The 20999-nt window shown below is 44.0% G+C and carries 20 protein-coding genes and 1 pseudogene; 10 read left to right on the forward strand and 11 right to left on the reverse strand.

Annotated features, from left to right (window positions below; all coding sequences use genetic code 11):
- Positions 1-103: 103 nt before the first annotated feature.
- Positions 104-286, forward strand: a complete 183-nt coding sequence (locus ACM0P2_RS18980; RefSeq protein ID WP_105932721.1) for a DUF6435 family protein — start codon at positions 104-106, stop codon at positions 284-286.
- A 29-nt stretch (positions 287-315) separates the two neighbouring features.
- Here ACM0P2_RS18980 and ACM0P2_RS18985 read toward each other — a convergent pair whose 3' ends face one another.
- Positions 316-3402: a TonB-dependent receptor gene (locus ACM0P2_RS18985; protein ID WP_419227718.1), complete on the reverse strand. Its 3087-nt coding sequence runs from the start codon at positions 3400-3402 to the stop codon at positions 316-318.
- A 290-nt stretch (positions 3403-3692) separates the two neighbouring features.
- Between ACM0P2_RS18985 and ACM0P2_RS18990 the strand changes: the two genes are divergently transcribed.
- From ACM0P2_RS18990 to ACM0P2_RS19000, 3 genes are all read left to right on the forward strand, one after another.
- Positions 3693-4283, forward strand: coding sequence for a sigma-70 family RNA polymerase sigma factor (locus ACM0P2_RS18990; RefSeq protein ID WP_173359213.1), 591 nt, complete (start codon positions 3693-3695; stop codon positions 4281-4283).
- Positions 4276-5373: a FecR family protein gene (locus tag ACM0P2_RS18995; protein ID WP_173359214.1), complete on the forward strand. Its 1098-nt coding sequence runs from the start codon at positions 4276-4278 to the stop codon at positions 5371-5373. The genes ACM0P2_RS18990 and ACM0P2_RS18995 overlap by 8 nt, the downstream gene beginning before the upstream one ends.
- Positions 5374-5549: 176 nt before the next feature.
- Positions 5550-6296 (forward strand): hypothetical protein, encoded by a 747-nt coding sequence (locus ACM0P2_RS19000; protein ID WP_173359215.1) that lies wholly within the window; start codon positions 5550-5552, stop codon positions 6294-6296.
- Between the two features lie 91 nt (positions 6297-6387).
- On the opposite strand, the gene ppiC is transcribed toward ACM0P2_RS19000, so the two are convergent.
- On the reverse strand, positions 6388-6669 hold the full coding sequence (ppiC, locus tag ACM0P2_RS19005) for a peptidylprolyl isomerase PpiC (protein ID WP_012520075.1): 282 nt from the start codon (positions 6667-6669) through the stop codon (positions 6388-6390).
- A 221-nt stretch (positions 6670-6890) separates the two neighbouring features.
- Here ppiC and ACM0P2_RS19010 point away from each other — a divergent pair.
- Positions 6891-7367 (forward strand): annotated as a pseudogene (locus ACM0P2_RS19010) (YgjV family protein).
- Between the two features lie 84 nt (positions 7368-7451).
- On the opposite strand, the gene cyoE reads toward ACM0P2_RS19010, so the two are convergent.
- From cyoE to ACM0P2_RS19040, 6 genes are all read right to left on the reverse strand, one after another.
- Positions 7452-8348 carry a heme o synthase gene (gene cyoE / locus ACM0P2_RS19015; RefSeq protein ID WP_159118579.1) on the reverse strand — a complete coding sequence of 299 codons (897 nt, stop codon included), beginning with the start codon at positions 8346-8348 and terminating at the stop codon, positions 7452-7454.
- A 197-nt stretch (positions 8349-8545) separates the two neighbouring features.
- The gene (gene cyoD / locus ACM0P2_RS19020; protein ID WP_159118580.1) at positions 8546-8917 is read right to left on the reverse strand and encodes a cytochrome o ubiquinol oxidase subunit IV; all 372 of its coding nucleotides are present in this window, start codon (positions 8915-8917) and stop codon (positions 8546-8548) included.
- Positions 8917-9534 (reverse strand): cytochrome o ubiquinol oxidase subunit III, encoded by a 618-nt coding sequence (cyoC, locus tag ACM0P2_RS19025; RefSeq protein ID WP_159118581.1) that lies wholly within the window; start codon positions 9532-9534, stop codon positions 8917-8919. Before cyoC ends, cyoD begins: the two co-directional genes overlap by 1 nt.
- A complete protein-coding gene (cyoB, locus tag ACM0P2_RS19030) occupies positions 9531-11519 on the reverse strand; it encodes a cytochrome o ubiquinol oxidase subunit I (RefSeq protein ID WP_159118582.1) in 1989 nt (662 codons plus the stop codon). The genes cyoC and cyoB overlap by 4 nt, the downstream gene beginning before the upstream one ends.
- 2 nt (positions 11520-11521) lie before the next feature.
- On the reverse strand, positions 11522-12463 hold the full coding sequence (gene cyoA / locus ACM0P2_RS19035) for a ubiquinol oxidase subunit II (RefSeq protein WP_173359219.1): 942 nt from the start codon (positions 12461-12463) through the stop codon (positions 11522-11524).
- A 147-nt stretch (positions 12464-12610) separates the two neighbouring features.
- A complete protein-coding gene (locus ACM0P2_RS19040) occupies positions 12611-13018 on the reverse strand; it encodes a hypothetical protein (protein ID WP_159118584.1) in 408 nt (135 codons plus the stop codon).
- Positions 13019-13535: 517 nt separating this feature from the next.
- Here ACM0P2_RS19040 and ACM0P2_RS19045 point away from each other — a divergent pair.
- Together ACM0P2_RS19045 and ACM0P2_RS19050 are read left to right on the forward strand one after the other, a co-directional pair.
- On the forward strand, positions 13536-13649 hold the full coding sequence (locus ACM0P2_RS19045; protein ID WP_419227016.1) for a hypothetical protein: 114 nt from the start codon (positions 13536-13538) through the stop codon (positions 13647-13649).
- A gap of 312 nt (positions 13650-13961) precedes the next feature.
- On the forward strand, positions 13962-15350 hold the full coding sequence (locus ACM0P2_RS19050) for a tyrosine-type recombinase/integrase (RefSeq protein ID WP_419227017.1): 1389 nt from the start codon (positions 13962-13964) through the stop codon (positions 15348-15350).
- Here the strand turns inward: ACM0P2_RS19050 and ACM0P2_RS19055 are convergent.
- Both ACM0P2_RS19055 and ACM0P2_RS19060 read right to left on the reverse strand, forming a co-directional pair.
- Complete coding sequence (locus ACM0P2_RS19055) at positions 15343-15903, reverse strand: hypothetical protein (protein WP_419227018.1); 561 nt, start codon at positions 15901-15903, stop codon at positions 15343-15345. The two genes, ACM0P2_RS19050 and ACM0P2_RS19055, sit on opposite strands and share 8 nt — an antisense overlap.
- A gap of 41 nt (positions 15904-15944) precedes the next feature.
- Positions 15945-16139 carry a hypothetical protein gene (locus ACM0P2_RS19060; protein ID WP_419227019.1) on the reverse strand — a complete coding sequence of 65 codons (195 nt, stop codon included), beginning with the start codon at positions 16137-16139 and terminating at the stop codon, positions 15945-15947.
- A 604-nt stretch (positions 16140-16743) separates the two neighbouring features.
- Here ACM0P2_RS19060 and ACM0P2_RS19065 point away from each other — a divergent pair.
- From ACM0P2_RS19065 to ACM0P2_RS19075, 3 genes are all read left to right on the forward strand, one after another.
- Positions 16744-17328 (forward strand): recombinase family protein, encoded by a 585-nt coding sequence (locus ACM0P2_RS19065; RefSeq protein WP_419227020.1) that lies wholly within the window; start codon positions 16744-16746, stop codon positions 17326-17328.
- Positions 17329-17963: 635 nt separating this feature from the next.
- A complete protein-coding gene (locus ACM0P2_RS19070; protein ID WP_419227021.1) occupies positions 17964-19220 on the forward strand; it encodes a hypothetical protein in 1257 nt (418 codons plus the stop codon).
- A gap of 27 nt (positions 19221-19247) precedes the next feature.
- A complete protein-coding gene (locus ACM0P2_RS19075) occupies positions 19248-19721 on the forward strand; it encodes an RNase H family protein (protein ID WP_419227022.1) in 474 nt (157 codons plus the stop codon).
- A 97-nt stretch (positions 19722-19818) separates the two neighbouring features.
- On the opposite strand, the gene ACM0P2_RS19080 is transcribed toward ACM0P2_RS19075, so the two are convergent.
- Positions 19819-20817 (reverse strand): hypothetical protein, encoded by a 999-nt coding sequence (locus tag ACM0P2_RS19080; RefSeq protein WP_419227023.1) that lies wholly within the window; start codon positions 20815-20817, stop codon positions 19819-19821.
- Positions 20818-20999: the final 182 nt, after the last annotated feature.

Here is a 20999-nt window from a genome sequence, read left to right on the forward strand (position 1 = left end):
TACTTTGTGCAAAACATTCATGAAGGTTTATTCACATACAAAAGGTGATCGAAAGTTTGTTTTCAAACGTTTCCTCGCTAAATAATCATATAGGATGTTTACCATGTTTGGACTTTTCAAAAGTAACCCAACGAAAAAGATGCGAAAGCAGTATGACGCTTTGCTTGAAAAAGCCATGCATGCTCAAAGAAACGGCGACATAAAAACCTACTCATTGCTCACCGCACAATCTGAGCAGCTTTGGAAAGAAATAGAAGCATTAGAGCAAGGTAAGCCAAAGTCGTAGAGTGCTATGCGCCAAAATAACCAGAACGATTAGTAAATGATGTTAACCCCTAATGCATAGCGGGCGCCTGCATCTTGTACAAGTAATAAATGATTACTGAAACGGCCGCGTTTATGCACAGTTTCATTAGTAATATTGATACCCTCAAAGGATATGGCGACGCGAGGGCTAATTTGATATGAAAGACTCATATCCCACTGTTGATATGGGCTGACAAAGGTTGGCTCAGTACTTTGAGTTTGGTTGAGCGATTGCAGAAAGCCTTCTCGCTGGTTCCAAGCCACGCGCCATTGTAAGGCGTCTTTTTCATAAAACAGCACCACATTCTTTGCGCCAGATAGCCCGGTAAGCGCAAAGGTTGAGCGAACATTGGCCGCATCCAGCTCTGCGTTGCTGTCTACGAAACTTGCATTGGCCTGTAATCCCCACCCTGACTCACCGAAAAAGTGTTGCATCGCTATCTCTACACCTTCGACGGTTGCAGATTCACCGTTGTTAGGCGAAATTACTGTAAACAAGGCTAAAGCGTCGGCATCATCAACTGCGTTTGGATCATCGCCGGTACTAGGGTCAGTTACGTTATTGAATGCTTGCGTATTGCTCTCATTCACGATGAAGTTATCGACTGTTTTTCTGAAATAGCCTGCTGATACATAGCTGTTTTCTTGGTAATAGTGCTCAATGGCAAAATCAGTATTAATTGCCTCAAAGGGCAGTAGCTGTGAATTTCCAATACGTGCCCTTAAATCGCCTCCTTGCCGCGTGGTGGTATAAGTCACGCCTGGGGCCATCTGCTCCAAAGTTGGGCGAGTAATACTGTGGTTATAAGCCACGCGTAGCACCCAATTATCAAGCCAGCTGGCTTTCAAACTCAAACTTGGAAGTAAGTTGGTATAATTTGTGGACTCATTGATATTTACCGACGCACCAAATTCCTGCCCGAGTTCGGTTTGATCTAAAATGACAAGCGCTGATAGCTGCTCGTCGACGCCACTTACCTGCACATCTGTATATTCAGCCCGAAGCCCTACATGAATATCGATAAACCAAGGCGCGTAATCCTTTTCAATGGCGGCCTGAATATACCCCGCATACACTGTTTCTTTAACGGCAAAAGAACTTCCTCTTGTTTCAGCGGCGAGACTAACACCCCCTGTGTTTTCCAAGTAAGTGAACAATCTACTGCCGTCGTGCCTCAACCATTGATGAGGAATATTTTCATGCCCACTTATCGAACCAAGAAAATCATCGCCCGCATCAAATATGGTTTGAAAGCTATCTGGAATATCCGGCGTATCGAAATAGCCACAAAAACTACAGTGTCTTGCATCTGCTTCGTTGTCTCTTCTTTGGTTGGCTTTTTCTCGCTGAGTTAAGGCTGCACCAACGTCAATTTTGCTAAACCAGTTATCGTCGCCCAATACGCTGATATTCACCTTCGCCTGCCCTATATCGTCATCAATACTCCACCCTCTACGTAACATAACGTGAGCGCGACCGTTTGAAGGGTCTAAGTAATGCGATACGCCTACTGGCTCACCAAACGCATTTACTTGGCCTGGGTTGGCTTGCTCAAAACCCGATATCGCGGGTAGGACATTTTGCTGGGTGTGATCGAAGGAAGAGCGGTTAAGATAACCGATAAGTGAAAGTGCGTTACCTTCTCCATTATTGTCGTCGACATTGGCTTTCGAATAAGACAAGTCAGCATCGACTATAATACTATCGCTTGCAAGATAACTTGCTGAAACGCCAAAGCTCTGTGAGGTGGATGAACGATTAAATGTGCGAGCGTGAAAGTCGGTGGCATGGCCACTGATTTGTGAGAAAGCCACCGCCGTGCCGTTTTCATCCACCGTGACATCTTCAAGATTACTTGAGGTGAACCAATGTCCCATTGAGGTTGCAGAGGTCTCGACGTCGAATGTCGACCCCAAATAGTCGGCAGTAAGCTCCAGCTTGTTGTTAGGTCGATACTGTAAAACGAGCGCAGACCCTGTACGGGTTCTATCGTCAAAACGCACTCTCTGATCGTAATTTCTGGGAACGTATAACGTATCAGTGTCTTTAGAAAGCTCACTTTCAGGTACGTTCGTATTTACCAACCAGCCATCGATTTGCGCTTCTTCTAGTCTGGCTTGACGTTGGTGTTGAGTAAAGGAGGCTAAAACACCCAACGAGTTATTTAAATAGGTGTTGCTGAACATAGCAGACGTTGAAGGCGCGTATTGCTGCGAGTTGGTATCGTATTGCATTTTGACGCTGCCAGCCGCTCGCATTCCCTTGAAGGACAAAGGTTTAGCTGTTTGAACATCTATCGTTGCGCCAATTCCGCCCGATTGCATACTTGCTTGGCTTTGCTTATGTACGACCACACTACTGACAATCTCAGAGGCTAGAGTATCGAAGCTAAATTCGCGCCCAAGCTTATCAGTTGCCATTGGTCTACCGTTGAGCAAAACGCTATTAAATTCAGGTCCAAAACCTCGCACTGTGACAAGCTGCCCTTCTCCCTCGGCGCGGTCGATAGATACTCCAGACACCCGCTGTAATGCCTCTGCAAGGTTTTGATCAGGAAACTTACCCATGTCCACCGACTGAATTGTGTCCATAATAACGCTGGCATTGCGTTTAATAGCAACTGATTGAGCGATACGCGCCCTTAAGCCTCTTACTTCAATATATTCAATATTATAGTTGCCTTGCTCGTCTGGCACGGTTACTAGGCTCTCACCTTGTGCGGTAACGGTGTCAAACAAGCGCCCAAGTAAATAATTACTCTTATCTCTCTCACCAATAGGCACTATTTTTATGCGCGTGTTGTCCACAATGTGAGCACTCAGCCCTGTTCCTTCTAAAAGCTTTTTAATTGCGAGCTGAGGTGTATAGTTACCACTTACTTCATTCGCTGAGATATGCCTTACTTTGTTATATGGAAAAACAACAGTTAGCTCGGCTTGATTAGCAAAAGTAATAATCGCCTCGTCTGCTCTCTGTGCAGGAATAGCAAAATCTATAGCAGGAAGGGGCAACGCATTTTGCACGAGCACCTCTGCTTGCTGATCAGGCTCTACCGACTCAGCATAAGCAACGTGGTTCACCCCTAACGACACCATGCAAAGCGCCACCGTTAAAGCGCTAGGCTTGAAAGGTAACAAGGTGATTGAATCGTGCAGAGTGGTTGCCGCAGGCATAGTTGTGTTTACGCTGTTGTTATTATGTTTTATCGGGAGTTGTGATGCGTGAGCCTCACTCTCAACTCAATTGGATGGTGTTGTTTTAAACCAGCAACGCATTTAATACAACCTATTAACAAATTTAATTTTTTAGTGATAATGCTGAAAATAGCTGGGGGAAAATCACGTGGCTTTCGTCTTAGTAAGTAACAACGATAATAAATAATAATATGCCCATAGAAACAGCTATACATAATGCCTATATGTCGGCGCGCGGTTCGATGGCCAAAATGCTATCTCGTCTTGTGCCGCCTAAAGAAGTGGATGACATACTACAAGACACCTATGTGCGCTTGTGTCAGGCGAAATCTACTGAGCATATTAAAGAGCCCAAGTCGTTTTTGTTCAGGACGGCAAAAAATTTGGCTTACGACCATCTTAAACGCGCTGAAACGCGCATGGTAGATGATAGCGTAGAGGTTAAAGCCGCCCTTGAAAGTGCCATAAATGGCGCTGAAGACGAGACGTTTAACAGCAACGCGACACAACAAGAATTTAAATTGTTTTGTGATGCAGTACGCGGCCTTCCTAAGCAATGCAGGCGCGCATTTGTGTTAAAGAAAGTGTATGGCTACTCTCTAAAAGAGATCGCCCAAGAATTAGAGATAAGTGAAAAAACCGTGGAAAAGCACATTGCTGAAGGTATAAAACGATGCACGTTATTTATGCGAAGACAATCAGCATCGCATACACGGCCTACTACTTATCAACGTAGCGGGCAACAAAGCACGGCGGAAGTAAAGAGAGACGCCCATGAATAGCTCGAAGAGCGAGACCAATACCGACACCTCTAGCAACGTTGTTCAATTCAACAGTGATGAGCGCGTGCTTGATACTGCCAGTGAGTGGCTTGTGAAACTCGACGAGGGGCTTGATGACGATGAAAAACAAGCACTAAAAGCATGGCTTGCAACACCTGTGCATCGAGACACTTTCCTAGAGATGGTAGCATTATGGGACAAGATGTCGGTGCTTAGCGAACTGGCTGAGATCGTACCTCATACACCTGAGCCTAGCGTCAAACACAAAGCAAACAACACCGTGACTTGGAAGCGCCCGCTGGCCATTGCTGCCTCGTTTTTAATGGTTGGGCTGTTAAGTTATCAGGGGCTAGATTTATTCTCGCCGTCTAATCAAACCGAACCTGTTGCTCAAATGGCAAGCTACTCGTTACAAGCCTCGACCAAACCGGGCGAGCACAAGAGTATTAGCTTAGAGGACGGCAGTACACTATGGCTTAATACCAACTCTCAAGTGAACATTGCTTTTACTGAAACCTCACGGATTATTCAGCTTGTCAAAGGTGAGCTTCATATCGAAGTGGCGAAAGACAAATCCCGCCCGCTCAATGTACTTGCAGCAGGTAAAGCTATACAGGCGGTTGGTACTGCTTTTAATGTGCAATATCACCGCGGCGACCTTGAACTGGTAGTTACCGAAGGCGTGGTAGAAGTCGCCAGCTATACACTTAACAAAGCGAATGGCGAAAGCATTACTGATCCAATTATTAAACCGCAGGCTCAGCCACTGACGTTAGTTCAAGGTGAAAAATCGCTTTTATCTTTGCCTAACAGCACCGTTGAGACAGTGTCAGATGAAGATATCGCGAATGATTTAAGCTGGCGGGAAGGCAAGATTGTATTTCGCGGCGAGCCATTAATTGACGTAATTGAAGAAGTAAGCCGATATACGGACAAAACCGTCGTTTTAGGTGATGCTGCGCTTGCCAATATGCAAGTTGCAGGGCTATTCAACACCAATGATGTAGACGCGCTTATTGCCGCCCTTGCCGACAATTTACAGATATCTACAGACTACTCTAGCGACACCATTGTCCTTCGCCCCCGTTAACGGGGTACTTGAGTCTTAAGGGCATACTTAGTTTTATTGGGCTACAAACTAAATCCAAAGCGCGTTTCAAAGCTTAACTCGCGCTTTGACCCACTACCCCTTACAATGACGCCTTATATCAGTTCGCATGCGTTGGTATTATATATTAATGCATCAAACAATAAGGCTTCTTTGATATGCAAATTGGCAGTGCTGTCACGGCATTTAAACAGTTCACTTCTAGACTACTATTTCTGACCATCTGCACGGTGCTATCTAACACAGCTTTCGCCATTGAAGCGGGCCAATATTACTATTTTATTTCTGACAAGTGCGTAGCCAAAGGGCCTCAAACGCCAGAAGAGCGAGGCGCTATAACTCCCGATGTTATGCTATTTGAAGTAGTGCCTGCTGGAATTAGCGATTACTACGTGAACGTGAACACCAAAGCGCTACTCCACTATGGGGAAGAGGGACAAGCATACCTTTCATCACTGGAGTCTGAACAAGCGTACACCGCGGGTAAAATGTCTTCAGAAGAAAGCTTAAGAAAAGATGGCAATGCTATTCATCACGACTTTATGCTACAGCGCGAAGCCATCGACGTAAAAGCGTTAATAAATACCTTAAACGGCTTTTCACAGCTTCAAACTGATAAAGGTTACTTTTTTAAGAAAATAGTAGGCCTTTCTAACCCCGGCGCTAAATTTAAAGCCATAACCCGGGTTCGCTTAAGCGATATGGGTTACGACAATCGCATGATGCTAACAAGCTACTCCAGCGACTATTTTATGCTAAATGAACAAGGTAAGGCCTCTGACACACCTTTTATTACGGTAGATCACGGCGCAGCGCTACGCAATTCACTACACGACACCAACAGCCCGTACGCCATATTTACCAAAAATTCAGTATGCGGTGAAAAGTGGGAGCCCGGCAATTAACAAGGTAATTAGCTAGGACATACTTTAACGCTTGTTAAATGTACCGGGCTTGCTTCGGCTATTGCGGCTTTGGTTTTAAAGGGCTCTGGTTTTAATTACTACGATAAAGCGTTTTAATAAGGTGGTAGCCGAAACGGGTCTTCACCGGCCCGTGTACTTTGAGCACGTCTTTTTTAAATACCACATCGTCGAAGGCTTTTACCATTTGGCCTCTACGAAATTCACCAAGATCGCCACCACGCTTGCCCGACGGGCATTTAGAATGACGCTTTGCTAACGTCGCGAAATCCTTACCCTTTTTAAGCTGCTCTAAAATAGAAAGCGCTTCTTTCTCTGTTTTAACCAAAATGTGAAGTGCGGATGCCGTTGCCATGGAAAGGACCTAATTTGTCTCGGGGGTTTAAGAATAATATCGTGTACGCTAAGTATACCCTAGTGAACAACTCGCCTGCCATTAGTCAATGTGATGTGTTGGGCTAAAAAGCGATGTAAAGGCTACTCTGCTGTTTAAAAACTGCGTATCGTTAACCTTTATCAATGATTGACGGGCCTTCCCTTTTGTTACCAGAATTTGACTTGGCCCAAGCGATAGGCATGCTGAGTTTTGCGCTTGGCATTTTGTGCTTTTATCAGCGTGATGATCAGCACCTGCGAATAATGATGGTGGTGATGAATTTAAATCACGCCCTGCATTTTGCGCTACTTGGTGCCGTAACCGCATGCTTAAGTGCCTTGCTTTCAGTGGTAAGAACAGGCATTTTCAATTAAAACCCGCTCCCGCAGTGTCGCCTACCTGTTTATATTAATATCGCAGCAGCCGGGCTGTATTTGGCCGAAGTTTGGTACGATTTATTACCTGTTTTGGGCACGTGCATAGGCACTTATGCCTTATTTTGTTTGTCAGGAATACGCATGCGTTTAGCGTTTTTGTGCGGCGCTATATGTTGGCTAACCAACAATATTATTGTCGGTTCTATTGGCGGCACCCTGCTTGAAGCTACGCTACTGGCAGTTAATAGTTTCACCATTATTCGCTTGTACAGAGGGCAAAAAGCACTCGGTCAGGCCTGATTGCCCAAAGTGAATGCGTTGCTATACGCACACTGCATTGGAAGCTTTCAAGCCAACCACGTCGAGTGAGTCGAAACACGTCAATTAGAACGAGAGCGCAAACAGACTCGTTACTGACGTATGATAGTCCAGTGACATAGCGACGGATAACAGCGTTATATTCACAATGGAGAAACCAAAAACACGTTTTGCCCAGCCTTCTACGTTGATGTCGGGTCTATATCCGCGAAGTGCCATTAACAGCCACCAAAGGCTGGTTGCAAAGGCCACGGTTAAAAACCCAATGCCCGTATAACCGCTAAGTGGAAGCAGCATTACAACTAAAGCAAATAACGCAATATGAAGGACGATATGGCGTTTCGCTTTCGCAATACCCTGCGATACGGGCAACACAGGAATTCCAGCCGCCTTATAGTCGTTATATCTGAAGATAGCGATGGCATAAGAATGGGGCATTTGCCAAATGCTGAACATACCCAACAAAATAGCTGCGGCCATATCAAACTGACCACTTACCGCGCAATAACCGACCACTGGCGGCACCGCACCTGACAAACTGCCAACAAATGTGCCGTATACCGAGTTCCGCTTCATATACAGGCTGTAAACACCCACATAAATAACGTAGCCAAAAACAGCAAAAAATACCGCGGTAAGGTTGGTGTAAGCTGCTAACAAGCCGAACCCCGAAATGCCTAGCACAGCACCGTGCAACATCGCAGTAAGTAATGGCAACTCGCCTGTTACCGTAACCCGGTTGGCCGTGCGCTGCATTTTGCCGTCGATATCTCGGTCAATGCAGTTATTAATGACACAACCTGAAGCCACCACCAGCGATAAACCGATGAGCGCAGCGAGCAGCAGCCAGTAATCTATATCGCCACGGGACGCGAGCAAGAAACCGCCCGTTACCGAAATAGCATTGCCCATAATAATGCCGGGCTTGGTGACTGACAGGTAACGTTTATAAGTAGAGGTCATGGGTAAAATCCAAATTTAAAACGCGCCCATTTAGACGCGTATCAAGGTGTACCGAGAAGCCCCAATGTTGCCCCCCAAATAGGTTGCCCCAATAGAAGGGCAAAACATGAGGGCTTATCGTACTGACCGCGATGAAGTAAACACATTGAAAAGCCTGGCGTAATCGTCAAGCTAGACCACGCAAATACAGAGATTTGCTAATACATCATCATGGCGTTTGATTCGTAGATGATCCAAACGGATAAACCCACCACCATGAAAATAATAAGAGCACTGAATAAGAATGAAAACGTATTGGCTCTGCCTTCTTCAGTAACAAAGTTAAGGTGCAAAAAGTACTTAAGGTGCACCCAAATTTGAACCAAGCCAAGGGTTACCACGCTCCAAATCGTGGTAACTTTAGATAGGTCGCCATTCATCACTAGAGTGAACGGAATAGCGGTGAGTACCACAGATAGAATGAAGCCAATAACATAAGACTTCACATCGCCATGTGCGTCATCACTATTGTGAGTTGATGAAGCGCGACCGTCCGTATTTGAAGCTAATTTTGCATCGTGTAACGCCATTACATTGCCCCCATTAAGTACACTACGGTAAATACACATATCCATACGATATCGAGGAAGTGCCAAAACAAGCTTAAGCAGCTAAGTCGGGTAACAGTTTGCCCACCTAGACCTCGGCGGGTTACTTCAATAAACATGATTGTCATCCAAATAAGGCCCGCTGTAACGTGTAGTCCGTGCAGTCCCACTAATGAGAAAAACGCCGTTAGAAACGCACTTTGCTGCGGCCCGTTGCCATGCTCAATAAGGTGATGAAATTCGTACACCTCCATACCAATAAAACACGCACCCAGTGCCCATGTCACCGCCAGCCAAGCAAGGGCGCCTGACTTGTTTTGTCGGTGCGCGCAAATCATGGCAAAGCCAAAGGTAATGCTGCTTAAAAGCAGAGCGGCGGTTTCAACTGCAACAAAGTTGAGCTCGAAAATATCTTTGCCAGACACACCGCCTGCCGTATTCATAAACAGCACGGCATAGGTGGCAAAGAAAGAAGCAAACAACAAACAGTCGGTCATTAAATACAACCAGAAACCAAACATGGTGTTGTTTTCATGATGTTCTTCGTGTGCGTGTTCATGCGGCATTGATGCGGCGCTTGATGTTGCAATAGTACTCATGAGCGACCTCCCACTGTATTGGCACTTAAGTGCGTAGCTTCAACTCGTTCAACCTCATCTACCTGCACGTAATAATCAACATCCGAGGTATAGCAACGCTTAATAAATACTCCTATTCCTGCCACTAAACCGACAACTGCAAGCCACCAAATATGCCAGATAAGCGCAAAGCCCATTAGGGTAAAGCTCATGCTCATGAAAACTCCGGCTGAAGTATTTTTTGGCATATGAATAGGTGTGTATTTTTCAGGGCGTTGATACGACTCGCCGCGTTCTTTCATATCCGTCCATGCATCAATGTCTTTGATGTGAGGAATCTTGGCAAAATTGTAAAATTGAGGCGGTGACGCCGTTGACCACTCTAACGTGTGACCATTCCACGGATCGCCCGTTGTATCGTTAAGCTTCTCTTTGTTTTTGAAGCTTACAAACAGCTGAAGTAGCTGGAAGAAAATACCAATTGCTATAACAAACGCACCAAATGCAGCAATGTATAACCAGATATTCCAGTCAGGGTTGTCGGTGTGATTTAAGCGGCGTGTCATACCCAAAAAGCCAAGCACATATAGGGGCATGAACGCCAAAAGGAAACCAATTTGCCAGCACCAAAAGGCTGCTTTTCCGGTTTTTTCGTCAAGCTTAAAGCCCATGGCTTTCGGGAACCAAAAGGCAAAGCCCGCCAGGTAGCCAAAAACCGCACCACCAATAATGGTGTTATGAAAGTGAGCAATAAGGAACAAGCTATTGTGGAGTACGTAATCTGCGCCAGGTATAGCTAACAGTACGCCCGTCATACCGCCGATGGTGAAAGTCACCATAAAACCTAACGTCCATAGCACAGGCACACTCAGTACAAGACGACCTCGATACATGGTGAACAGCCAGTTAAATAGTTTTACCCCCGTGGGTATAGCAATAACCATGGTCATAATGCCGAAGAAAGCATTCACATTGGCGCTCGACCCCATGGTAAAGAAGTGATGCAGCCATACAATAAAGCCTAGAATGGCAATAGCGCCCGATGCATAAACCATCGACTTGTAGCCAAACAAACGCTTAGCGGTAAACGTAGATATAACCTCTGAGAAAATACCAAATGCAGGCAATACTAAAATATAAACTTCAGGGTGTCCCCATGCCCAAAACAGGTTGATATACATCATGGAGTTACCACCTGCTTCGTTAGTGAAGAAGTGAAAATCCATATAGCGGTCTAGCGTTAGCATGGCTAACACAGCGGTAAGAATAGGGAACGATGCGGCGATAAGAATATTCGCCCATGTGCAGGTCCAGGTGAAAATAGGCATTTGCATTAGCTTCATGCCTGGTGCACGCATTTTAAACACAGTAACCAAGAAGTTTACGGCAGTTAACAGGGTACCGAGCCCGGATATCTGCAGGGCCCATATGTAATAGTCGACGCCAACCCCGGGACTAAACTCCAACCCGGCTAGCGGCGGATAAGCAACCCACCCTGTTTTTGCGAATTCACCTAACCCCAAAGACACATTTACTAGAATTGCGCCACCTGCGGTTAACCAAAAACTCAAATTATTTAAAAAAGGAAATGCCACATCACGGGCACCAATTTGCAGTGGCAGAATGATGTTCATTAGGCCAATCATAAACGGCATCGCCATGAAGATAATCATGATAACGCCATGAGCTGTGAAAATTTGGTCGTAGTGCTCTGGCGGGAGATACCCGGGCGCACCATTGGTTGCCATTGCAAGCTGAGTACGCATCATAATAGCGTCGGCAAAGCCGCGCAGCAGCATGATCATAGCCAGCACAATGTACATAATACCAAGACGTTTGTGGTCGACAGACGTGATCCAGTCAAACCACAGGGTACCCCACTGTTTGTGTTTGGTGATGAGCATGGCTATAACCACACCAACCAGTGCCACTACGGCAAGTGTCACCATAATAATAGGCTCGTGATAGGGCACGGCCTCTATAGATAATTTACCTAAAAAAGACATGATTATTGTGCATCCTCTTGATGATGACGGTGTTGCATTTGAGGCATTGTGTGATGCTCGCCAGTTGCGGCATTTTCTGGCTTGCTATAAAAGTCCATAGAGCCGTGATCTTTCATGTACTTCATCACGATGTCGTGAAAGAGACCTTCACTCACTTCGCTGTAGTAAGTTACCGGGTTGTTTTCACTTGGCTTGGCAAGCTGCTCATAAGAAGCGGAAGTTAACGGTGTTTGGGCTTGTTTTACGCTTGCAACCCAATCGTTAAAGTCGCCTTCAGTAGGTGTGGCAATAGCGTTGAATTTCATTCCCGTAAAGCCTGCGCCACTGTAGTTTGACGAAATACCCTTGTAGGTACCTGGCTCGTTGGCAATAAGGTGAAGCTTAGTTTCCATTCCCGCCATAGAATAAATCTGGCTTCCCAACTGAGGAATGAAAAACGAATTCATAGTGCTTTCGGAAGTGATTTTAAATGCCACAGGCTTATTAGCCGGAAACACTAATTCATTGACGGTAGCAATGCCTTGCTCAGGGTAAATAAACAGCCACTTCCAGTTGAGCGATACCACTTCAACAGTAAGGTGTTCTCCTTTGCCTTCTAGTGGTGAATAAGGGTCGAGTGCGTGAGTAGAACGCCATGTGATCACGCTTAACGAAATGACAATTAAGATAGGAATTGACCATACAACGGCTTCTATCTTTGTAGAGTGCGCCCACTTCGGGGTGTAAATTTCAAAGTCGCGACTAGCACGATACTTCCATGCGAAGTAAAGCGTTAGAACAATTACGGGAACAACAACAATCAGCATTAGGATGGTACAAAGAATAATAAGATTCTTTTCATCCATGCCCACTTGCCCTTTGGGGTCAAGCACGCCACCGCTGCAACCGGCTAACGTAAGCCCAGCACCAGCAACAATCAAAGTAAAAAGGTTACGAATAGACAAAACAAGTTCCTATAACCTACAAGTTAAACGGCGATGACTGAGCAGTTCCTAACGGAACTACGGGTTTACAGCATCGAAAAAACCACCAAAAGTGGCGTTATCACGCTTAAAGCGCAGCACTCATGGTGTCTAAAAAATTGGAGACGTTTAACTAAAAAGCGGGGGCGCTCGGCTGCCAACCGTTTGAACAAAAGGCTGAGGAAATGTAGGGCAAAGGTAAGGGATAGGCTGGCGCTGTTTTGTTATTTGCGCCTTTGCTATAGCCGTGGCTTTAACCAATAAACCGACTAATACCAACGCGATAGTGGGAACGATAAATTGTGAAAGCGTGTGATTAGCAAGTGCAATAACGAAAGGCTCAAAAACCAAGCTTTCATTAAATGCACTAACAAACTCTGTAGCGTCGGCCATGGTGCCACTAATAACTAGCGCAACATTCAGCAACAGCACCATATTAGCCAACCACAGCATAGCGCCTACACCATTGGTGTAGTTTACTGCGGGTCTAATTAATGAATTCAATTCGCTTAAAAAAGCGAAAGAACGTGGTGCCATAGTAGGTAGTATGCCTTATAAAAAATGCACTAGTTTCCTACTTCAAAGATGAAGCAGGCGTGGCAGGTTAAAGGCAATTTTTATCGAGCACAAGTCACTCGTTGATTACTCTCAAACTATTCTCTTTGCATTTAAATGAAAAATTTTCCATTTATTTAACATGTGAGGATTACTCTTCCAAATTATGCAGTCTGCTTTACTTACGCTGTACCCTTTGTTTTTAGTCATTTCATGATCATTTAACGTGAAACTTGCTTCTTCTTGAAAGAAAGTATTGTAAATTTTTCGTTTATAAAAACTAAGCAAAACATAGAACGCAGGAAAGTTTATGATGCGTTAAGCTTCCGATAAATAAGATGAAACACACAAGGCTTTTTTTAGTTGGCTATCGGGATGCTCCCAATACGCTAGAGCACGTGCAACACTTTATGGCATATGCCTTTGCTATATACCAACTAAGGGGTGTAAAAATGAAGACAGCTAAAATTTTTATGAGCACCGCTCTCAAGCGGTTAGGATGCCAGCAGAAGCTCGATTTGAAGAATCTGTTAAAGCAGTTAATGTTCGAGTTGTAGGTAAGGATAGAGTATTAAGCCCTATAGAAAATACTTGGGATAGCTTTTTTGATTGAAGCAATTCAGTAACAGATGATTCTATGAACGAAAGGGCGAGCCAAGAACAAACTGCTCGAGAAAGTTTTGATGATTAAGTACCACTAGACATAAATATTTGTACTTATGTCATCAAGAATCTCATAAAGTTTAGGACAACTAAACGTAATTTCAGATAGCGATCACACCAGTGCGGTACCTGATACATTTTCGCTAGAAATTAGGTGGTTAGGGGCAAAGTTAACCGAGAAGCAGTAGATACAAAAAAGGCGCTAACTCTGAAGTGAAGTGACCTCGTGAAGTAGCGCCTTTTTAAGCGTTAAGCTTGGGGAATGATTACATCATGCCGAGAGAACTATCACGCAGACCTTATTTCTATTGACTTTCAGTTAGTTATGGAAACAATACTGTCTACATTATTGGCTACATTACGCAATGATATGAGCAAGAAGACAGACACAAAACACCTAAAGTTACGTGGGAATATCTGGTGGTATCAACGCAGAATCCCTAAGCACTTAACTAACCAATACCCTAATCAATCATTCATCCAAGTTAGTCTTGATACTGCTGACATACGGCAGGCCAGACGTAAGCGTGACATTCTCAATGGAGAGTTAGAGTCTAAAGCGCTCCGCTGCTCTTCAAGCACAGAAAGCGCTCAATTCAGAGAAATAGTTCGAGAAATGAGGCGTGACCAAAAGAACTACCCTGAAGAATGGGATTTGGGTATCTATCCAGAAAAGCTTGAATCTCAAGGTCGAAAGGTAGAGCTAGAAGCCTACATGACGGTAACTGGCGCTAAAGACTTCAGCAACAAATACAAGCTTCGTATGTCTGAAGCACTGAAGATGTGGCAAGACGATTGGGGCAAAGGAAAAACTGAGGACACTATCCAGAAAGTTGAAACAGCCGTTAAGGACTTCAGCAAATATTGCTTTAAGACCTTCGATTGGATTGACCAAGGAAATATTGCTGTTGAAGACATATCGAAAAAGATGGTGTATCAGTACATTAAGCACCTTGAGAAGACTTACAAGAAAGCAACAGTACAAGCCAAGATAAGCAGACTCAAAGTTGTTTGGGATTTCGCTGAGACTATGGAGGAAGTATCTGGAGTTAACCCGTTTACTGGTCACAAGTACTCGTCAGCCGAAGAACACCAAACTGAAAAACGTGAACAATTCACAAAAGAGGAAGTTGCTAAGATACGAAGCCATTCTTGGGAAAAGCCTGTTTATAGCTTGCTGGTGGACTTAGGCATTTACTCAGGCTGTCGCATCAGCGAACTATGCAACTTAAAGAAGAAGCATGTTGTTGTAGATGACGGAATCATTGCGATAAACATAGAGAAAGGTAAAACGAAAGCAGCAACGCGCACTGTACCGCTACCCGATGCAATAGGTGAGAGGCTACTAGCTCATATTGAGAACAAGGAAGATGACGACTTTGTTATTGGTATTGGAAGCAAGACAGCTAGCCGGACGTTTTCAAACTTTAAGGTAAAGCACGTGACTGACAACAAGCTCAAAGGCTTCCACTCGTTCAGGCATATGTACATTACTGCGATGGAACGAGCAGGCATTGAGGAGAACGTTACCGCTCAAATAGTTGGTCATGAGCGAGGTAAAACGATGTCTTATGGGTACTACTCGAAGGGGCATGAGCTACAAAGGCTCAAAGAGGCGGTAAATAAGGCAGAGTTGCTTCTGCCTATTTGAATATGTAATTGAGAATTTCAGAAACAACTTCTTGTTTAGACTCGGCCTGCTTTGCCTCAGGTGACAATGCGTAAACAACACCACCGACCAAGAATGTCATAATTAAAGCAGCAAAAATACCAGCGAAACCATTCCACAACCATCCAGCGGAACGGAGAGACCAATGCGGCTCATTATGTCTTTTTGCGACATTTTTAAGGGCTAGAGCCGCCTTGTCGTAAGCCTTCTTTTTTTCTTTCTCTAATTCTTCAACTTTCTTTTTGTGCTCTTTCTTAAGCTCGTTCTCAACTTTGTTCTCTATTCGTTGATATACTTCTTTTAAGAAGAGCTCAGCCTTTAAGTTGAAACTTTCAAGAAGATCGGTGCTTTGCAGCACTGTATCGTGGTGAGCTTTTACTTTCTGTTCGATTTCAAGCTCATCTACATTTTCGTCCCTAAGCTTGGAGGCTATTTCGTGTTTTGACTTCTTGTAAAACGCATACGCGATAAGACCAACTGGGTCTGTTTCGCTTTCGACAAGACATTCATAAACCCACTTCTTATTATTGTTCAACTTCTAATCCACTCACGTCCCTGTTTAATGAAATATAACGCCTAAGCTTCAACCTTTTCAGAGTGCGCCTTCAAAAAAGCATCTCTGAATCGCTCATTGAGTGACTTTTTCGCAGTCTTTCTTCTCGCCACGCGAGCTCTGGCATAATATTCATCGCTTAATGAAAGACCTTCCAAGACTTCAAGGATACTATCCATTTGAACTCCGGAGTCTTTATTTTTTCTGATTCTAGCCATAAAACAATCTCCTCTATCCTCACCACCTAAGTATAGTTACGAAATAACATTCTTATCGGTTTTTTCGAGGTGCGCGCATACTACAGTAGTGCAAAAAAAAGTCAATAACAAGAATTTATGACCAAACTTATTTTACAAAAAAGTTGTAGAGAAAGTTTCACCACAAAAATCTGAGAGGCCAAATCGACAATGATGAAGCCTCAACTCCCCCCCCATAGGGTGCCTCTACGCACCACAGGAACACCGCTAAGACAATCTTCAAGCAAGCCGCAACGTTCATCTTGACCAAACACCAAGACAACGCACAGGCTCTGCTGGTGGCTCTTTAAGCCAGACCGCATTATTGCAGGCTGGTAAATAACTGAGCTTTTACATATTATTCGGCACGCACAATTGCAGTCCGAAAAGGTTGACTACATGACTGCATCATTGCAGGCGTGAGGTTTAGTCGGGAAATATCCAGACTTTGTACCCGTAAATTTCCGGTTTCACAATCGTCCACCAAAATAAACTTTTTTGAACTTACCTATTGACCGTTCACTTACCGTTCATTATCTTATTGGTCACTTAACCTTTAGACTTTATTGAACAGGATGGATTTATCATGACAGGTCAACTTATCGGTTACGCACGAGTATCAACCACAGGCCAGAAGCTAGACGTTCAGTTAGACGCACTGAAGGCGAAAGGCTGCACAAAGATTTACCAAGAGAAACGCTCAGGTAAGACAGCAGACCGCCCAGAGCTAGAGAAGATGCTTGATTACGTGCGTGAAGGTGAAGCTATTGTTGTGACCAAGTTAGACCGTTTAGGTCGTTCTGTGGCTGACCTAGCGAATATCTCGAAGTTACTCGATGATAAAGGCGTAGGTCTCATTGTAATTGACCAAGGCATCGATACAACAACACCACACGGTAAACTAATGTTCCACATGATTGCTGCTGTAGCTGAGTTCGAGTTGTCTCTACGCTACGAAAGACAGATGGAAGGTATCGCTAAGGCGCAAGAGAAAGGCGTTAAGTTTGGGCGTAAGAAGTCTGTAGACCGTGAGAGAGTCCACCAACTACGAGAGGAAGGCTTGAGCATGGCTAAGATTGCTGAAGAATTAAGCTGTAGTAAGGGAGCGGTGCATAAGATAATCAATGAGTTCATTAGTCAAAATAATAAACCGAGTAAATTCGAATTATAAAGCCAAGGATTCATGTGGTCTGCTAATCCTCTGTTAGACATCTTCAGCACTATCACAACGGAGTCTCACGCTTAACTGTTTGAGGCTCTGTAAAGCCCTCTAAGATCGAGTTATCTCACCTAATGCAATCGTATTAATTGTACCCAGAAAAGCTCGTAGAAAGCCGTTGTCGATCTGTGATGAGGCTTTGTATCCGCACTTCTCGCTTATCGGTTGGTTAGACTCAATGACCATAAAATCCCTCTAAAAAATAAGAATTAGCCAATATATCGCAAGCCCTGTAAATTCAAGAGATACACGACTCCCTGACCATGGGAGGGGGAAGCGAAAAGTTAACACTATCACTTATTTTGTGTTTAGCCGTTCGTTTCTCATACCCTGTTTTGTCAATCCAAACTATTCGGTGACTGACTATCAATCAGTTATCACCTTTAATTCAATCAATTCAACTTCCCCTGACTATCTTTTCTGTCTCGTAGTCCTGCCTTAGACGTGTCTGAGGTGCATCCATCCATTAATTAACCTGTAACGATAACTTGGTTAGTTATTGGTAAATACAACCCAGAAGCGACTTAGCGACAGACGAGGAGACCACCAGCAGCACTATAGGGGGGAATAAGACAAGGAGAACGCTTATGAACCAACTTATGGTTACACCACAAGAAAACTTCCAGTGGACACAAGCCCTCAAGGGAAAGTCCAATACAACTAATGCAAACCCAATATTCACCTTTCCACTAAGAACCCATAAGGGAGTAGATTCACAGTTTACCGACTGGCTCACTGAACAGCTGACACAAGGGCGACAACGTATTACCAAGCCAACAAGCCAAGCGGTTAAGTGTATAGCTATCAATCTTGCCTGTGCGATGAACTTAGGCACTGATACGGGTTTCGTACACTCGCTAGGTAAGCGCCTAAAAGCTATACCGAAGAGATTTCGTAGGGAGCCGTACAGCAGAGACACGATGAACGCCTTACTGACGCAAGGAGAACAGCTAGGCTTGATTAAGATTGAGCGAGGATTCAAAAGCGAGAACTACACGTCTGGCATTCCGTCACTTATTCTCCCCACTGAGACCTGTATCAATCAAGCTCGCCTTCTGGAAGCACATGAGGTAACTGACATCTCTGTTCCTATTGACCCGCTCATTCTTCGCAACAATCCTTATGATTACGTTAACTACAGCGACGAACCAAGCACTCTTCGCATGAGAAAGTCGATAATGGAACATAATGAGGTACGCACAAGTTACAACTGGGTATATAAATCTGAAGACAACAGAACCATTCAACTATCGCAGTCTGACCTCTCATGCAGACGGATATTCAAAGGGCAATGGTGCATTGGTGGCAGGTTTTACTGTGATGCGCAGAACCTACCTCAAGTTGTCAGAAGCACTATCACAATTAATGGAGAGCCTTGTGTTGAGCTTGACTACAAGTCGATGCACCCTCGTCTTCTTTATCATTTGGCTGGTGTAGAAGCTCCAAGTGACTGCTACGACATCGAAGGCATCGACAGAGATGTAGTGAAGAAATTAGCATTAATTGCTACTAGCACCAGCAGCAGACTACAGGCTATACGTTCAACGGCTTTTCATTTGAGCATGACTTATGAGGATGCAGATAACGCGCTCTCCCTTTTTGAGACAAGGCACAGCTGTATTAGCCAAATGTTCTATCAGGAGCAGTGGAAGTCGTTACAACATCAAGACAGCCTCATTGCCAACCATGTTCTAGACACTATGACCACCTTTGGTACTCCAACCCTTCCAGTACACGACAGCTTTATCGTACCAGCCAGTAGCGAGGGCATCCTGCATGACGCGATGAGCGAAGCTTACTGGAGAATAACTAACTTCGAGCCAGTGTTATCTCGAAGCTTTTAAGAATAAACCAATAGGAGAGTTTCATTTATGAATACCAACAGAAGACATATCTATACTGACGGAGCAGCACCCAATAATCAGTTTGGCTGTAAACTCGGAGGGCTTGCAATTGTAATACTTAACGAGCAAGGCGAAGTTCTCGACACCTACACAGCACAAGTAAAGCCAGAGAAAGGCCAAGCGACAACAACCAATGTCCGTTGTGAAATGCTGGCAGTCATCAAAGCTCTTGAACTGGCAGAGACTGAAGACACTATACACACAGACAACGAAATGGTTTCCAAAGGCTACAACGAGTGGCTTGAAGGGTGGAAGCTAAAAGGCTGGAAGAACGCAAGTAAGAAGCCAATAGCTAATCAAGACCTGTGGCAACTTATCGACAAATTAAAGCACGAGAAGCCTACAGTTGTCGTTAAGTGGGTTCGAGGTCATAGCGGTATCTACGGCAATGAACTTGCAGATAACTTAGCGGCTAAAGCTGCGGTACTCCATTCAAAATAAGAGTGTTTAACTCCTATTAGAAGGACGTCTTCCTTTTGAGACTACAAACTCATAAAGCTTGCGCATATTTGCTATTAATACTTTTTTTAGGCCTCCTTTAGTTGCTCCTGTTGCTCACAAAAGCCGTATTCCTCAGGGCCGCTTCTAAGCTACTTTCTTCTGCGTGGCAGTAGTGCTTAAGGAGGCTAAAACTCATTTCGCAAGGCTCAAAAGGCTTAACTGAAAATAAATCCGATTCGCAGGAATCATCACTCAATGCCGAATCAGACAATGGTAATAATATATCATCGAGGTGTTTCAAGACTAAGCTAAAGCATTGTAAGTTGGCGAATTTATAATAAGCATGTTCGTATGGATAGCTGGTTTGTTCGTAACTCCAAAATAGCTCTTCGTTGAGGCCTTTCTTTAACGTAATACCCGTAATGCCAGACAAAGTATTGAGTATCTTATGCGCTTTTTCATCAAGTTTTTTCACATCTTCTGGAATATCTATCTCTGACATTTCAATTAAATTAACCCGCTTGCTTATATCAAAATTTTTATAAGAATTCTGTGGGAAGAAAAACTTGTACAGTCGCTCTTTATCTAAGCGAAAGTCCATAATGTAATCGCTTAAATTAAGATTCCCTTCATCATTTTCTACAGTAAGCACTGCCTTAAAAGTCATGCCGTCAAAATCTAACTTCTCAAAAAAAAGCTTTTTATGTTCGATAAAGTTACTGAAATTATTGTTACTCTCTGTTTGACAAAGAGCCTCATATCGCTGAACAGAACCGTGAAACCGCCCAACCAGTACACCAAAAATTATGGAACCAGAAGCTACCCAGAGGGGGAACGAGAATAGCTCTACGAATTTTGAATACCCTTGCTGACTAAAATCAAACTTAGTAGAGGAGAACATTGGTATTGAAAGTACAAGCGCAATTGCTAATGGGAATAAAGTAGCCACCCAAAAAAGTTTTATTTTAAAAAGGGGAGCGTGGCCTATCTTTAAAAGCGAGTTGAAGAAGGTGTGAAAGCCAAGCAATTCTGTAATAGCAATCACAGCCAGCAAGATAGAAAACAACAATAAAATCCCACCTACTACATCGCCCATTAATGCCTCCTTGGCTATCAACCTAATATCGATAAATAAGCTACTAAACTAATTGGTTACTTACAAACAAAAAAGGCGCTGAGTCTCAACCCAACGCCTTTCTTAAAGCTTCTTTTCGTCCTACATCATTGTCTACATTTGCGTATACTCAACTGTATACATTGCGCGTAAACCATTGATTT

The sequence above is a fragment of the Alteromonas sp. OM2203 genome, from assembly GCF_048517045.1.
GTDB classification, from domain to species: Bacteria; Pseudomonadota; Gammaproteobacteria; order Enterobacterales; family Alteromonadaceae; genus Alteromonas; species Alteromonas gracilis.

Coding starts and splice junctions, on each gene's coding strand:
- ACM0P2_RS19065 (WP_419227020.1), top strand. CDS start 16,744: ATGACAGGTCAACTTATCGGTTACGCACGAGTATCAACCACAGGCCAG.
- ACM0P2_RS19070 (WP_419227021.1), top strand. CDS start 17,964: ATGAACCAACTTATGGTTACACCACAAGAAAACTTCCAGTGGACACAA.
- ppiC (WP_012520075.1), bottom strand. CDS start 6,669: ATGGCAACGGCATCCGCACTTCACATTTTGGTTAAAACAGAGAAAGAA.
- ACM0P2_RS18995 (WP_173359214.1), top strand. CDS start 4,276: ATGAATAGCTCGAAGAGCGAGACCAATACCGACACCTCTAGCAACGTT.
- ACM0P2_RS18990 (WP_173359213.1), top strand. CDS start 3,693: ATGCCCATAGAAACAGCTATACATAATGCCTATATGTCGGCGCGCGGT.
- ACM0P2_RS19050 (WP_419227017.1), top strand. CDS start 13,962: ATGATTACATCATGCCGAGAGAACTATCACGCAGACCTTATTTCTATT.
- ACM0P2_RS19080 (WP_419227023.1), bottom strand. CDS start 20,817: ATGGGCGATGTAGTAGGTGGGATTTTATTGTTGTTTTCTATCTTGCTG.
- ACM0P2_RS19060 (WP_419227019.1), bottom strand. CDS start 16,139: ATGGCTAGAATCAGAAAAAATAAAGACTCCGGAGTTCAAATGGATAGT.
- ACM0P2_RS19040 (WP_159118584.1), bottom strand. CDS start 13,018: ATGGCACCACGTTCTTTCGCTTTTTTAAGCGAATTGAATTCATTAATT.
- cyoE (WP_159118579.1), bottom strand. CDS start 8,348: ATGACCTCTACTTATAAACGTTACCTGTCAGTCACCAAGCCCGGCATT.
- cyoD (WP_159118580.1), bottom strand. CDS start 8,917: ATGGCGTTACACGATGCAAAATTAGCTTCAAATACGGACGGTCGCGCT.
- ACM0P2_RS18985 (WP_419227718.1), bottom strand. CDS start 3,402: ATGGTGTCGTTAGGGGTGAACCACGTTGCTTATGCTGAGTCGGTAGAG.
- cyoB (WP_159118582.1), bottom strand. CDS start 11,519: ATGTCTTTTTTAGGTAAATTATCTATAGAGGCCGTGCCCTATCACGAG.
- ACM0P2_RS18980 (WP_105932721.1), top strand. CDS start 104: ATGTTTGGACTTTTCAAAAGTAACCCAACGAAAAAGATGCGAAAGCAG.
- cyoC (WP_159118581.1), bottom strand. CDS start 9,534: ATGAGTACTATTGCAACATCAAGCGCCGCATCAATGCCGCATGAACAC.
- ACM0P2_RS19075 (WP_419227022.1), top strand. CDS start 19,248: ATGAATACCAACAGAAGACATATCTATACTGACGGAGCAGCACCCAAT.
- ACM0P2_RS19045 (WP_419227016.1), top strand. CDS start 13,536: ATGCCAGCAGAAGCTCGATTTGAAGAATCTGTTAAAGCAGTTAATGTT.
- ACM0P2_RS19000 (WP_173359215.1), top strand. CDS start 5,550: ATGCAAATTGGCAGTGCTGTCACGGCATTTAAACAGTTCACTTCTAGA.